Here is a 13,478-nt window from a genome sequence, read left to right as displayed (position 1 = left end):
AGACGAGTCGACGCCGTGGGCGACGAGGCCGCCGCACGTCGTCCGAGGGCGTCCCGACCGAAGACGGCGGCCGGGATGCCCGTGCACGGGGTTACTGCTGGACGATGGTCAGGTAGGAGGGCGCCCAGGTACTCGGCTCACCGCCTTGGATGGCGAGCTTTTGCGTGCCGCCGTTTTGCGTGCCGAACACCGAGGTCGGTATCCGCCACAGGTACTGGTCGTTGGTGCTGGAGACCAGCGGCGAGGGGGTCAGGGAGACCGACTGCCACATCCCGGTCCAGTCCGGGCCGTTCTTGGTGGCCTTGTACAGGAAGCCGTTCTCGAGCATGAAGTCGGCTCCGACGCCCGGGTACACGGGACCCGTGACGTAGCCGGTGCCGGGGTTGTTGTCCGCGTCGATGAAGACCCGGTGCGTACCGAACGGGAGTTGGTAGGTCGCCCTGTATTCGGCCTGGGTGGCGGTCAGGGTGGCCGAGACGTCCACGATCGGCCCGCCCACGGGCGGCGGAGGCGTCAGGGAAACCGACGCGGTGTGCGCCGACACCCGGCCGGTGGCATCTCGCGCGACCACGTCGAAGGAGTGGGTGCTACCGGGTGTCATGTCACCCAGACGCGCCGAGGTCTGGGTCGCCGGCACCGACGCCAGCCGGGCGTTGTCCTGGTAGATGTCGTACGCCTCGACGGCGGCCGACCCCGGCGTCGACGCGGTCCAGGACAGCTGCACCGAGGTGGGGCCGCTGGTCGCGCCGGTGAAGGACCCGGGCACCCCCGGCGGGTTGGCACCCGGGGCCGACGTGGTGACGTTGCGCGCCGGGCTCGCGGCGGACGACACTCCCGCATCGTTGCGGGCGCGAACCGTGAACGAGTACGCGGTGGACGGGGTCAGGTCCGTCGCGGAGAACTGCGCGGTGCCGGTGGTGCGGTGCGGCACCGAGCCGATCTTGACGCCGCCCCGGTAGACGTCGTAGCCGGCCACTGTGCTCGGGCCCGAGTTCGGCCAGCTCAGCTGAACCGACGTGGCCGAGGTAGTGGTCGCGGTGGGCTGGGCGGGCGTCGTCGGAGCGGCGGTCGGGGAGACCTTCGCGGCGGCGAGTTCGCTCGACCAGTAGGTGCTGTCCGGCAGCGAGTCCCACGGGTTCGGGTTCAACTGGTCCGGCGTGACGTAGACCGTGCCCGCGTTCTTCGCCTTGCTCTGCGCGATCGCCGACGGCATCTGTGCCGCGGTGGTCTCGTAGATCAGGTGCCAGAACTTGGCCGGGTCGCTGTCGAGTTCCCACTGCGGCGGGTTGAACGCCTGGTAGTCGGCATAGCTGCCCTCGAAGGTGGCCTGGATGTCGGCAACGTCCTCGTAGCACTGCGGGATGTCGATCCCGGGGTTGTCCACCACCAGCGCACCCGGGTGGTTGCGCTTGGTGTAGGCGGTCAGCGCGCGATACTCGTCGGCGTATGCGTTGGTCCCGTTCGGGCCGCAGCTGTTCTGCCCTTGGTCGAAGAATATGCCGTCGATGTCGGGGCCGTAGAGCCGGTACCACTTGTCCACGTCGTGCTGGATCTGGACCCGCCACGCCGGGATGCTCGTGTCGCCGAGCCGGGTGGTCTTCGGGGCGCCGATGGTGTTGGTGCCGAAGTAGCCGGTGTCCACGTAGGCGATCACCTTGCCACCGGCCTGGCGCACATTCCGGATCGCGGTCTTGAACGTGTTGTTGGGCGCGTCCTCTTCGAAGTTCGGCCCGTTGGCGATGTTGACGATGGTCAACCCCGGGGTGCCCGTGCCACTGGCGAGGGTGGCCCAGGCCGCCCCACCGGACGGGACGCCCGGGTGGAAGTAGGCCGGTACACCGACCTGCTGGTCGATACCGGAGCCGGGATCGGCGTGGGCGGCCGGTGCGGTCGCGATCAGCGACCCGCCGAGCAGTGCCGCGGCGGCGGTTCCCGCCGCGGCAGTGCGCGCTCTCCACGAGCGGGCACGAGTGTCCGTGCGCATGCGTACTCCTCCTGGAATGGACTTCCGGATGGGACGGTGGCTCACTTCTTCAGTAGGGCGTTGACATCGCTGTTCGCCTGACCGAGCGCGGATCCGGCGTCGGCCTGACCGAGCCAGACCCGGTCGACGGCGCTCTGCACGATGTCCAGGATCCGGTCGCCCTGGTCGGTGACCGGAAGTACGAAGGTCTGGCCGGGGGTTGCCACCGGCTGGGTGAAGGTCCGCATGTCGCGACCTGCGGCCAGATGCGCGGCCTCGGCCTTGGCCGAGGACGAGGTGATCGCCGGGAAGATCACGGCCTCGGCGGCGACGATGTCCTGGCACTCGGTGGAGGCCAGGAACTTCACCCACTGCCACGCCTCTTCCTTGTGCTTGCCGTTGGCGTAGACGGCGTCGGACAGGCCGTTGATCGGCGTCTTGCGCCCGGCGGGACCGGTCGGCATGCCGGCGAAGGCGACCTTGCCGTCGGCCATGTAGGTCTTGGCCATCCACGAACCGGCGATGGTCATCGCGGCCTTGCCGGACTGGAGCAGTCCGTCGGCGCCGACCGTCGACTGCTTGTCGTAGGCCGGCATGTACCCCTTCTTGATCAGTCCCGCGAACCAGTCGAGGGTCTGCGCGAGCTTGGGGTCGGCGTAGTTGTACTTGGTGCCGAACGGGTTCTTGTCCACGTACTGGAAGCCGTTGGAGACCGCGAACGAGCCCCAGGAGTCCTGGCCGACGGCGCCGCCCTCGTAGGCGATGGCGAGGCCGTAGGTCTTGACCTTGTCCTTGTCGAAGCCCGGCTCCAGGCCGGTGCGGCCGTTCTCGTCGACGGTCATCGCGGCCACCGCGCGGCCGAAGTCGCCGCCGTCGACCGGGTTCCAGTTCAAGGCGTCGAACGCCTGCGGGGTGAGCTGGGCGCGCTGCGCCATCTCCTTGTTGTATGCGACGCCCATGGTGCCCCAGTCCTTGGGCAGGCCGTAGCGCTTTCCGTCACGTGTCCACACGTCGGCCAGGTTGGTCTGGTACTGCTGCAGATCCACGCCGTCGCGTTGGATGTAGGGCGTGAGATCCAGGATCTGGTTGTTCTTCTGGAACTGCGGAAAGTACAGGACGGAGTCGGTGAACACGTCCGGCGCGGTTCCGGAGACGACCTGCGTGGTCAGGTTCTGCCAGTACTGCGCCCACGCGGTCTGGGTGACCTCGACGGTGATCTTCGGGTTCTTGGCGTGGAACGCCTCCGCGCACTTCTTGTACTGCGGGAGTTGGTTGTCGTCCCACAGCGAATACTTGAGCTTCACCGAGCCCCCGCCGCCACCGCCCGAGGAGCCACTGGAGCCGCAACCGGCGGCGACCAGGACCACACTGGCGACCACGGCGGACGTCCGGACGGCGGGCGATCTCAGCGAACGGCGGATCAGGGAACGGGTCATGCGGATCTCCTCGGGGGGTTCACTTGAGGCCGGTGAAGTTGAGGCCGTTGACGATCCGTCGGCCGAAGACCACCAGCAGGATCAGCATCGGGACGACCGAGAGCGTCGAAGCGGCCATCAGGCCGGTCCAGTCGGGACGCGCGTTGGGCGACTGCTGGAGGAACACGCCGATACCGGTGGTCAGCACCCGGTTGTCCGGGTCGTTGCCGACCAACAGCGGCCACAGGTAGTCCTTCCAGGCCCACACGGCGGTGGTCAGCGCGATGGTCAGGATCGGGCCCTTGCTCATCGGCAGCACCACCCGCCAGAAGATCCGCCAGTGGCCGGCGCCGTCGAGCATCGCGGCCTCCTCGATCTCGCGCGGGATCGACATGAAGAACTGGCGCAGGAAGAACACCGTGAACGGGGTCATCAGCAGGGTCGGCGCGACCATCCCGGCGAAGGTGTTCAGCATGCCCAGGTCCTTGACCATCACGAAGTTGGGCAGCAGCGTGAAGATCGGCGGCACCATCAGCGCGCCCACGACCACGGCGAAGGCGAACTCGCGTCCGCGGAACCGCAGTCGGGCGAGCGCGTAGCCGGCCATCGCGCAGGAGAAGGTCTGCCCGAGCACGATCACCGTGGTGTAGATGATCGAGTTGCGGGTGTACAGCAGGAAGTCGAGGTCGGCGCCCGATCCACCGGCCGCGCGGTTCTCCTCGTCCGACGCCAGCCCGAGTACCCGCTCGAAGTTGGCGAAGGTGAAGTTGTGGGGCCACAGCGAGGTGCTGTCGGAGTAGAGGTGGTTGCCGTCCGTCAGCGCGGTGCGCAACATCCAATAGAAGGGGAAGAGGGTGATCACCAGCGAGATGCCCAGCACCAGCCAGGCCGGCGCTTTTCGGAGGATGGACTTCCGGCGGGGCGAGCGGCGCCCGGTCTCGTCGACCGGCTCGGGTGACACGGCCTGAGCCGTCGCTCGAACCGGGGTGGATGTGGACATGGTCAACCCCTCAGGCCAGGTCGGACGTGGAGGCGCGCAGCAGGCGCATCTGGAGGTAGGTCAGTCCGCCGAGCACGACTACCAGGCACAGCGCCATCGCGGCGGCGTAGCCCATGCGGAAGTGGGTGAACGCCTCCTGGTAGATGTAGTAGTAGGCGACGCGGGTGGCGTCGACCGGGCCGCCCTTGGTGGTCACCGCGATGGTGTCGAAGATCTGGAACGAGCCGATCACCGAGACCACCATCACCAGCGCGAGGATCGGCCGCAGCAGCGGCAGGGTGATCTTGAAGAACATCCGGATCTCGCCCGCGCCGTCCAGGGAGGCGGATTCGTAGAGTTCGCCCGGAATCTGCAACATCCCGGCGTACAGCAGCAGGGCCACGTATCCGGTGCCCGCCCAGATGTTGACCGCGGACACGCTCAGGAGCGCCTCGTCCGGCGAGGCGAAGAAGCCGTGTGTCTCGCTGCCGGTCTTGCCGAGCAGGTGGTTCACGAAGCCGAGGTTGGCGTCGAGCATCCACAGCCAGATCAGCCCGATGGTCACGTTCGGCACCAGCCAGGGCACCAGGAGCAGGGCGCGGACCACCACGGATCCGGTGAGCCGGACCATGATCGCGGCGAGCAGGAGGGCGACGCCGACCTGGACGCCGAGGGTGATGAAGACGAAGTAGGCGGTGACCTTGAGGGCGTTCCAGAACAGCGGGTCCTTGGCCACCTCGACGTAGTTGTCGGCGCCGACGTACTTCGGGTCGGACAGCAGGTTCCAGTCGGTGAGCGAGATCCAGATGCCGCGCCCGGTGGGGTAGAGGTAGAAGACGGCGAAGCCGACGAAGGCGGGGAGCAGGAACAGGCCGGCGGCCCGATTCTCTTTCGACCGTGCCCGGTTGGCGGTCCTGGGGCGGGCGGGGCTCGTGCGCCGGCCGAGGATCGTGCTCATGAGGCCAGCCTGGGAACGAGCCGCAGCGCGTTGTCGGCGTAGACCTTGGCCAGGACGTCGCGCGGCAGGTCGAGCCCGCTGATCGCCCAGCGGCCCATCAGCGGCGGGTCCTGGTCGGAGTGCGGGAATCCTTCGTCGGCGGTCTCCAGGAAGCGGAAGTGCCGCTGGTAGGAGTCCCGGTCCGGCGGGATCTCGTCGGTGCCGAAGAGCACCCGGTCGGGGTGGCGCAGGATCAATTCGGTGGTCGCCCTGGGTTGGCGGCCGAGTTCGGCGATCCGGGCGGCGATGTCCACGTGGAAGTTGGGGTAGGTGTCCAGCATCCGGCCCACCCATTGCAGGTTTTCCGGGTAGCAGCCCATGTGCACGCCGACGAAGGTGGTGCCGGGGTGCCGGGCGACCGCGTTCTCCAGTGCCTCGACCAGCCGTTCGAAGCGGGGGAATCGCTCGTCTGCGAACGACCAGTCCGGGCGGGCCAGGAGCAGTTCCAGGCGCTCGTTGTGCTCGTCGATCGGGTCGAAGAAGGCGACCGGGTCCGCGGTGTGGATCCAGATCGGCAGGGCGACCTCGCCCGCGGTGGCCCACAGGGTGTCCAGACGAGGGTCGTCGACCATGACCAACGCGTCGTCGTGGTCCCGCACTTGAAGGCCGAGGTCCTTCCAGACCTTGAGACCGACCGCACCGGTCTCCGCAGCGCGACGGATCCCGGCCGCGATCCGCTTCTCGAATCCGGGAGTGGCCGTCTCGCGCCAGTCGACGTGGCAGAAGGTGGCGAACCGGCCTGGGTGGGCGTGGTCGTAGCGTTCCAGGTTCTCGTCCAGTTCCGTACCCCAACGACCGTCGAGGTTGACCATGCCCCGGATGCCCAACTCGTCCATCATCGCGAGCAGTGCGCCGACGTCCTGCACCACCCAGCCGCCGTCCTCGCTGAGCCAGCGGCCGAGGTGGATGTGCGCGTCGACGACCGGGAGCGAGGCCCGCTCGACCTCGTGCGCCCCGACGACCAGCCTCGAGCGCGGCGTGTACCGCGCCAGCGGCAGGTCCTTCAGGTGCGCCGGCACGACGGTTTCGTGGGGGAAGTGCGGGATCATCTTCTCGCTCCCTGTCTGGGTCGGGCGGATCAGTTGCGGATGCCGTCGGGCAGCGAGGCGCCGTGCGCGACGATCAACTCGTCCACCAGATCCTGGATCTGTTGCAGCGTCAGGGTCGCGGACGCGTTCGGATCGAGCATCGCGGCGTGGTAGACGTGGTCCCGCCGACCCTCGAGGGCGGCGTGCAGGGTCAGGTCGCCGACGTTGAGGTAGTTCCGGTTGAGCGCGGCCAGTTGCGGCGGCAGCGCGCCGATCCTGGTCGGCTGTACGCCGGCCTTGTCGACCAGGCACGGGACCTCGACGAACGCGTCCGCCGGCAGGTTGCTGATCAGCCCGTCGTTGACCACGTTGCCGTGCAGCACGCGCGGGGTGCCGGTCTCGGCGGAGTGGATGATCAGGGAGGCGAGTTCGTTGCCCGGCGCGATCTCCACGCCGTTGCCCGCGCGCAGCCCCGCCACCAGCGTCTCGTAGGTGTCGAGGTTGTCCTGGAGCCAGTCCAGATAGGTGCCGATCGGCAACCGGAAGCGGTCCACCTGGTCCTGGTGCGGCAGGAACCAGGGCAGGTACTCGGAGCCGTGCTCGCTGGACTCGGTGGGGAAGTAGCCGAAGCGGCGGTAGACCTCCACCCGCACCCGGCGCCGCATCTCCGGGTCGGCCTCGATCACCTCGTCCAGGCGCCGGTACAGATTCTCGCCGCGGTGCTCGAAGCGCAGCACGAACGCCTGGTGGTTGACGCCGGCGGTGCGGAAGGAGATCTCCTCCTTCGGTATGCCCACCAGCCGCGCAAGCGTGGCCTCGGTGTCGCGGACCGAGTGGCAGACACCGACGACCTTCTTCAGGCCGGTGCCCTCGTAGACCGCGCGCGGGATCATCGACATCGGGTTGGTGTAGTTGATCAGGATCGCGTCGGGACACAGTTCGGCCATGTCCTTGCCGATCCCGACCATGACCGGGATGGTGCGCAGCGCGCGGAAGATGCCGCCGATGCCGAGGGTGTCACCGATGGTCTGACGCAGCCCATAGCGGGCGGGGATCTCGAAGTCGACGTGTGCGGCCTTGACGCCGCCCACCGCGATCTCGTTGATCACGTAGTCGGCGCCGGCCAGCGCCCGGCGGCGGCCGAGGTGGGCTTCCACCTTGGTGCCGACGCCGAGCTTGTCGATCATCCAACGGGTCATCTGTTCCACGGTGTCGAGTCGTTCGGCGTCGATGTCGTGCAGGACGACGGTCATCTCGTCGGTCAGTTCGGGATAGGTCAGCAGATCGGAGAGCAGGTTCTTGGCGAACGTGATGCTGCCGGCTCCGATGAGCACGATCCTTGCCATGGTTCGGTCACCTCGCTGTGGGGCTTCGGATCGGGCGCTCGGGTGAGCGCATGGACGGCGTCGCGCGGGTGGGTCAGGGGCGCAAAATGGCCTTGACCGGGTGGCTGCCGCCGTGCATGAGGTCGGTGAAGATCTCCGCGCCCGACTCCAGGGGGTAGCTCGCGGTCCAGCCCAGGCCCCAGCCGCCGACGAGTTCGACGGCTCGCTCGAACTCCGCGTTGGTGTAGGCGAACGAGCCGAGCACCCGCTTTTCGGTACGCACCAGCACGGTCGCGTCGAAGCCCGCCTCGGCGCCGGCCAGGCCGAGCCAGACGGCCACCCCGCCCGGGCGTAGCAGGCGCACCGACTGCTCGTGCGTGTCGCTGCTGCCGACCGCGTCGAAGACCACGTCGAACTCGCCGGTGAGTTCGCCGGCCACGGTGGTGGCGCCCAGCTTGGCGGCCATCCGGCGGCGTTCGGGCGAGCGGTCGGCGACCGCGATGCTCGCGGTCTCCTCGTCGGCGGCTGCGAGCACGCAGACCAGGCCGATCGTGCCGGCGCCGATCACGCCGACCCGGGCGCCGGGCGCGACGTCGGCGAGGCGCCAGGCGTGTACCGCGTTGGCGGCGGGCTCGATCACCGCAGCGGCCTCCCACGACATGTCGTCGGGCAGTTTGTGCAGCGCGGAGCGCGGTACCGCGACCCGCTCGGCGAAGCCGCCGGGCAGGTGTACGCCGATGATCCGGCGGTCGCGGCAGACCTGACGCAGGTCGCCCCGGCACAGGTCGCAGGTGCCGCAGGACAGGATCGGGTTGACGGTGACCGAGGTTCCGTCGTCGGTGACGCCCGCGAATTCGTGACCCATTACCAGCGGCGGGACCCGAAAGCCGGGGGTGCGTACGCCGTGCAGTTCGCTGCCGCAGATGCCCGCGCTGCGAACGTGGACCAATACCTCGTCCTCGGCCGGTTCCGGCTCGGCGACGTCGTCCATCTCGACGGTGGCCGGCCCGGTGAACACGAGCGCCCTCATCGTCGGGCCCCCGGTATCGCCCCGTCGCCGGTGCGCTGATTGGCCTTCACGTGCACTCTCCATCTCGCCCTGGGGCGGGTGTCGGGTCGTTCGTGGGGTCGCGGCGGTGGTCGGCCGCGGCGGGAAGATCAGCCTCGGTAGGGGTGCGCGGGCAGGCCGCGGACCCCGGGCCGGAACGCGAACAACCGGCCGCCCAGCGGTTCCCGGTCGTCGGTCGCGGCCGTGGTCACATAGAGCACGTCCAGGTCGGGGCCGCCGAACGCGCAGTTCGTCACCCGCCGGGCCGGGACGGGCAGGGTGCGGTCGAGCCGTCCGTCGGGGGCGTACCGCCGCAGCGCGGCGCCTTCCCACAGCGCGACCCACACGCCGCCGTCGACGTCGACGGTCAGGCCGTCGGGTAGGCCCGCCTCGGCCGGGATCTCCGCGAAGGGCCGGCGGTCGCAGACGGTGCCGTCGGTCGGGTCGTAGGCGCATGTGTCGATCCGGCCGGTGCCGGTGTCCACGTAGTAGAGCAGTCGCTCGTCCGGGCTCCAGGCGATCCCGTTGGAGTTGGTCACGCCGGCGAACACGCGGGTGAGCCGGGGCGGTTCGCCGGGGCGGTTGGTGTCGGGCGGGTCGAGTCGGTAGAGTGCGCCGGCGCCGGGGGTGTCGTCCTCCGCCTTGGTACCGGCGAAGAAGCGGCCGGCTCGGTCGCAGGCCCCGTCGTTCATCCGGTTCCCGGGACGTTCGTCCGGCACGGAGGCGACGATGCGGATCGCGCCGTCGGGCTCCAGGACGGCGAATCCCTCGCGCACCGCGAGGCCGTAGCCGCCGCCCGCGCGTGGGACGACGGCGCTGACGGGTCGGCCGACGTCGTACCAGCCGTACAGGTCGGTGTCGGTGACCAGGTAGTGGACCCGGCCCGCCGGGATGTCCACCCACAGGAGCCGGCCGCCGCGCGCGTCCCAGCAAGGGCTTTCGCCGAGGGTGGCCGCCGGCGGCGACAGCAGGGTCGGCCCCGCCCCCGCTCCGGGGACGGAACCGCCGAGGATCACGGGCGTCCCGGTCGGGCCTCGGTGCCGACGACCGGGTTGACCAGTACGCCGATGCCCTCGACCTCGGTCTCCAGCACATCGCCCGGTGCCAGCCGGCGCGGCGGGTCCATGAACGCACCGCAGCCCCAGGGCGTGCCGGTCAGCACCAGGTCGCCGGGTTCGAGGGTGAAGGCGCGCGAGCAGTACGACAGCAACTCGGCGATGCCGAAAACCATTTCGGCGGTGGACGAGTCCTGCACGGTCTCCCCGTTGACCCGGGTGCGCAGGGCGAGCGCCTGCGGGTCGGCCACCTCGTCGGGGGTGACCAGGACCGGGCCCAGCGGACAGAACGTGTCCAGGCTCTTTCCGCGCACCCACTGGCCGTCGGCGAATTGGAGGTCGCGGGCGGAGACGTCGTTGGCGACGGTGTAGCCGGCGATCGCGGCCATCGCCTCGTCCTTGTCGGCGTTGCGCAGGCGGCGGCCGAGCACGACGCCGAGTTCGACCTCCCAGTCCACGTTGTCGGTCAGTTCGGCGTCGACGACGACGGCGTCGCCGTTGCCGATCACGCTGGACGGGAACTTGGCGAACACCAGCGGACTCGCCGGCGGCTCCACTCCGGCCTCCCGGATGTGGTCCAGGTAGTTCAGGCCGATCGCGACGATCTTCCCGGGCCGCAGCGGGGCCAGGTAGCGGTTCGCGTGGATCCTGTCGGCGGCGGCGTCGGTCGCCGCCCGCAGCGCGTCGGGGCCGGCCGCGACCAGCGCCCCGAGCGTACCGCCGCCGGGTCCGTCGAGCCGGTACAGCCCGCCGTCGCGCTCGACCACGGGCACCGCCCGGCCTTCGTATTCGACTGTCGCCAGCCTCATGCCGCCCCCCGTCGTTTCGGCATTCCGTCTAGCGGAATGCAATTCCATGTGGCGAAGCGAGTAAAACAACGCGTCGCCGAACCTGTCAAGAGACCCCGAACCGACATCTCGCCGATTCGGCGGCCGGGGCAACTCCCCCACCAGGCACGCCAGTTAGGTGACGCTGCGTACGCCAAACCTCCTCTGTCGGGACAATCCGCCGGTCCCCGTCACCCACCGCAATCCCCACGCCCCACACTCGGCCGACGTCCGAAACCCCGACCGGGCAGACCCGGCCCGCCCGGCACTCGAAAGCACAACCAGAGCGCCGGGAGCCCGAAACGGTAGCAATACCGGATGGACACCACATCCGCTGGCAAACCCGGTCTTCGCGACACAGGAACCCGGCCGCCGGAATCCCGCAACGGCAGCAAACCCGGCCCGTCCGGCGTTTGCCTACTCCGACGAGACCGGCGCCGTGTCGGGGACGGCCTCGGCCACCAGGCTCGGCGCCGATCTCGCGGCGCGGCCTAGGAGGCCCCTGCCCACTCGGCCACGCGCGAGCGCAGCGCATCGGCCAGCTCCGCCATCCGCGCCGACGTCATCCGTGACTTCAACCCGGTCACACTGATCGCGGCCGCCGGCGCCGACCGCCCCAGGAACAGCGGCACCGCCACACACCGCAGCCCCAACTCGTTCTCCTCCAGGTCGGCGGCCCAGCCACGACGCCGCACCTGGTCCAACTCCGCGGCCAGTTTCGGCACCGAGGTGAGCGTGTGCCGAGTCGCCGACCGCAGCGGCAGCCGAGGCGTCGCCCAGGCCCGCAACGCCTCGTCCGTGGGGTACGTCCAGGCCAGCAGGGCCTTGCCGACTCCGGTGCTGTGCGCGGGATTTCGGCCGCCGATCACCGATGAGAGCTTCACCGCACCGGACGCCTCGACCTTGTCCAGATAGACCACTTCACCCGCGTCCAGAATCGCCACGTGCACCGTCTCGTCCGTCACCCGGCGCAGGTCGGCGAGCAGCGGATGCACCATCGAACGCAGGTCGATGTCGTCGTGGAAGCGGAACGCGGTGGCCAGCAGCTGACTCCCGACGAAGTAGGGGCCGTTCACCTCGGGCTGGGTGGCGAATCCGCGGTGCTTGAGCGCTCCGAGCAGCCGATGGAGGGTGCTCTTGGGGATGTCCAGATCTCCCGCAAGCTCCTCCAGGGTGATACCTCGGGACATTTCGCCCATCCGCATCAGGATCCGCAGGGCCCGATCCACGCTGATCACGGGCGAATCACTGTTGCCGGTCAAGGGCACCCCTCGGGACGAGACAATAATGGGATGGCATTCCGCCTGATGGAATGATAGACCGTGTTGCGTATCGCTGATAGCGTCCCGGCCCGTCGACCGGTCACGAAGGAGAAGCGATGCGCGGACTCATCGGCAAGCGAGTACTCGTCAGCGGCGGCAGCAGCGGCATCGGCATCGCGGCCGCCCGGCGCTTCCTCGAAGAGGGGTGCCGCGTCGTGGTGAGCGGCCTGGACCCCGCCGAGGTGGACGATGCCGTCGCCGAACTGCGCCCGCTCGGCGAGGTCACCGGCTTCGCCGTCGACGTGAGCCACGAACCGGACGCAACCGCCCTCGTCGAGGCCGCCGTCCGCGAACTCGGCGGCATCGACGTGCTCGCCAACAACGCCGGCATCGCCTGGCGCGAACCGTTCCTGGAGATCACCGCCGAACACTTCGATCGCATGCTCGCGGTCAACCTGCGCGGCATGTTCCTGGTCGGGCAGGCGGTCGGCCGACACATGGCCGAGCGCGGCGGCGGGGTGATCGTCAACATGTCGTCCACGAACGGTATCGCGGGCGAGGAGGACTACGCGCACTACAACGCTTCCAAGGGAGGCGTCCTCCTGCTCGGCAAGACGATGGCGGTGGAATTGGGCCGGTACGGGATCCGGGTGAACACCCTGTGTCCCGGATACATCCGTACACCACTGAACGCCTCGATCGCAGGCGCAATGGCAAACGCCGATTTCGAATCCACCTATGTCGCCGACCGAATCCCCCTGGCCCGCGCCGGTCGGCCCGAAGACGTAGCCGCCGCCTACGCGTTCCTGGCCTCGGACGACGCAGCCTTCATCCACGGCACCGAACTGGTCGTGGACGGCGGCCAACTGGCCGTGATGTAACCCACCCGACCGGGACCGCAGAACCGCGTCCCCGGCCCGAACCAGGGCCGAACCCGCCTGGACCGCGACCCAGCCGCCCGGCAACCGAGGACAAAGCGGGCCGCACGCCGACACGACGCGGCCCGCGCCCGTGACGCGACCACCACCGACACCGAAGCCGCCGTCGCTACGGCTACCCGCCCGAGGGAGACGTACGAAGCATGCCCTTGCCCACGGACCTGATCGACCGCCTCGGCGCGATCGTCGGCGCCGAGCACGTGCGCCACACCACCGGCGACCTGGTGCCGTACGCCCGCGACGCCACCCCCCTGTTCGATCGGCTCCCGGACGCCGTGGTCTTCCCGGCCGACACCGCCGAGGTCGCCGCCGTGCTGCGCCTGGCGACCGAGCACCGCGTCCCGGTCGTCCCCCGGGGCGCCGGCTCCAACCTCTGCGCGGCCACCGTCGCCCTGGACGGCGGCATCGTCCTGGTCACCACGCGGATGAACCGAATCCGCGAGATCAGCCCCGACGAACTGCTCGCCGTCGTCGAACCCGGCGTGACCACCGCGGCCCTCGCCGACGCCGCGACCGCACACGGCCTGCTCTTCCCGCCCGACCCGGGCAGCCGCACGGTATCCACCGTCGGCGGCAACGTGGCCACCTGCGCGGGCGGACTGCGCGGCCTCAAGTACGGCGTCACCCGCAACTACGTGCTG

12 protein-coding genes are annotated in these 13,478 nt (G+C 69.5%); 2 read left to right on the top strand and 10 right to left on the bottom strand.

Annotated features, from left to right (window positions below):
* Window positions 1-91 precede the first annotated feature (91 nt).
* The 10 genes from GT354_RS10365 to GT354_RS10320 all read right to left on the bottom strand — a co-directional run bounded on the left by GT354_RS10365 (window position 92) and on the right by GT354_RS10320 (window position 11,899).
* Window positions 92-1,984: a spherulation-specific family 4 protein gene (locus tag GT354_RS10365; RefSeq protein WP_161355987.1), complete on the bottom strand. Its 1,893-nt coding sequence runs from the start codon at window positions 1,982-1,984 to the stop codon at window positions 92-94.
* A 41-nt stretch (window positions 1,985-2,025) separates the two neighbouring features.
* Complete coding sequence (locus GT354_RS10360) at window positions 2,026-3,399, bottom strand: sugar ABC transporter substrate-binding protein (protein ID WP_161355986.1); 1,374 nt, start codon at window positions 3,397-3,399, stop codon at window positions 2,026-2,028.
* A 19-nt stretch (window positions 3,400-3,418) separates the two neighbouring features.
* Entirely contained in the window at window positions 3,419-4,378 is a 960-nt protein-coding gene (locus tag GT354_RS10355; RefSeq protein WP_161355985.1) for a carbohydrate ABC transporter permease, read from the bottom strand.
* 10 nt (window positions 4,379-4,388) lie between these two features.
* A complete protein-coding gene (locus GT354_RS10350) occupies window positions 4,389-5,315 on the bottom strand; it encodes a sugar ABC transporter permease (protein WP_161355984.1) in 927 nt (308 codons plus the stop codon).
* Window positions 5,312-6,403, bottom strand: coding sequence for an amidohydrolase family protein (locus GT354_RS10345; protein WP_161355983.1), 1,092 nt, complete (start codon window positions 6,401-6,403; stop codon window positions 5,312-5,314). Before GT354_RS10345 ends, GT354_RS10350 begins: the two co-directional genes overlap by 4 nt.
* 29 nt (window positions 6,404-6,432) lie before the next feature.
* Window positions 6,433-7,728 (bottom strand): alpha-galactosidase, encoded by a 1,296-nt coding sequence (gene melA, locus GT354_RS10340; RefSeq protein ID WP_161355982.1) that lies wholly within the window; start codon window positions 7,726-7,728, stop codon window positions 6,433-6,435.
* Between the two features lie 73 nt (window positions 7,729-7,801).
* On the bottom strand, window positions 7,802-8,737 hold the full coding sequence (locus GT354_RS10335) for an alcohol dehydrogenase catalytic domain-containing protein (protein ID WP_161355981.1): 936 nt from the start codon (window positions 8,735-8,737) through the stop codon (window positions 7,802-7,804).
* 128 nt (window positions 8,738-8,865) lie between these two features.
* Window positions 8,866-9,771 (bottom strand): SMP-30/gluconolactonase/LRE family protein, encoded by a 906-nt coding sequence (locus tag GT354_RS10330; protein ID WP_346011969.1) that lies wholly within the window; start codon window positions 9,769-9,771, stop codon window positions 8,866-8,868.
* A complete protein-coding gene (locus GT354_RS10325; protein WP_161355980.1) occupies window positions 9,768-10,619 on the bottom strand; it encodes a fumarylacetoacetate hydrolase family protein in 852 nt (283 codons plus the stop codon). The genes GT354_RS10330 and GT354_RS10325 overlap by 4 nt, the downstream gene beginning before the upstream one ends.
* Window positions 10,620-11,128: 509 nt before the next feature.
* Window positions 11,129-11,899, bottom strand: a complete 771-nt coding sequence (locus GT354_RS10320) for an IclR family transcriptional regulator (RefSeq protein WP_161355979.1) — start codon at window positions 11,897-11,899, stop codon at window positions 11,129-11,131.
* A gap of 116 nt (window positions 11,900-12,015) precedes the next feature.
* Here GT354_RS10320 and GT354_RS10315 point away from each other — a divergent pair, with 116 nt between their 5' ends.
* Window positions 12,016-12,780 (top strand): SDR family oxidoreductase, encoded by a 765-nt coding sequence (locus tag GT354_RS10315; RefSeq protein WP_161355978.1) that lies wholly within the window; start codon window positions 12,016-12,018, stop codon window positions 12,778-12,780.
* Window positions 12,781-12,980: 200 nt separating this feature from the next.
* Window positions 12,981-13,478, top strand: a 498-nt coding sequence (locus tag GT354_RS10310; protein ID WP_161355977.1) for an FAD-binding protein, incomplete at its 3' end; no start/stop codon positions are given.

This window comes from Streptomyces sp. SID3343, assembly GCF_009865215.1.
In the GTDB taxonomy this organism is placed as follows: domain Bacteria; phylum Actinomycetota; class Actinomycetes; order Streptomycetales; family Streptomycetaceae; genus Embleya.
This window is presented reverse-complemented; position numbering and strand designations above follow the sequence as displayed.

Excerpts from the sequence above, each read along its gene's own strand:
- GT354_RS10365 (WP_161355987.1), bottom strand. The coding sequence starts at position 1,984 with ATGCGCACGGACACTCGTGCCCGCTCGTGGAGAGCGCGCACTGCCGCG.
- GT354_RS10360 (WP_161355986.1), bottom strand. The coding sequence starts at position 3,399 with ATGACCCGTTCCCTGATCCGCCGTTCGCTGAGATCGCCCGCCGTCCGG.
- GT354_RS10355 (WP_161355985.1), bottom strand. The coding sequence starts at position 4,378 with ATGTCCACATCCACCCCGGTTCGAGCGACGGCTCAGGCCGTGTCACCC.
- GT354_RS10350 (WP_161355984.1), bottom strand. The coding sequence starts at position 5,315 with ATGAGCACGATCCTCGGCCGGCGCACGAGCCCCGCCCGCCCCAGGACC.
- GT354_RS10345 (WP_161355983.1), bottom strand. The coding sequence starts at position 6,403 with ATGATCCCGCACTTCCCCCACGAAACCGTCGTGCCGGCGCACCTGAAG.
- melA (WP_161355982.1), bottom strand. The coding sequence starts at position 7,728 with ATGGCAAGGATCGTGCTCATCGGAGCCGGCAGCATCACGTTCGCCAAG.
- GT354_RS10335 (WP_161355981.1), bottom strand. The coding sequence starts at position 8,737 with ATGAGGGCGCTCGTGTTCACCGGGCCGGCCACCGTCGAGATGGACGAC.
- GT354_RS10325 (WP_161355980.1), bottom strand. The coding sequence starts at position 10,619 with ATGAGGCTGGCGACAGTCGAATACGAAGGCCGGGCGGTGCCCGTGGTC.
- GT354_RS10315 (WP_161355978.1), top strand. The coding sequence starts at position 12,016 with ATGCGCGGACTCATCGGCAAGCGAGTACTCGTCAGCGGCGGCAGCAGC.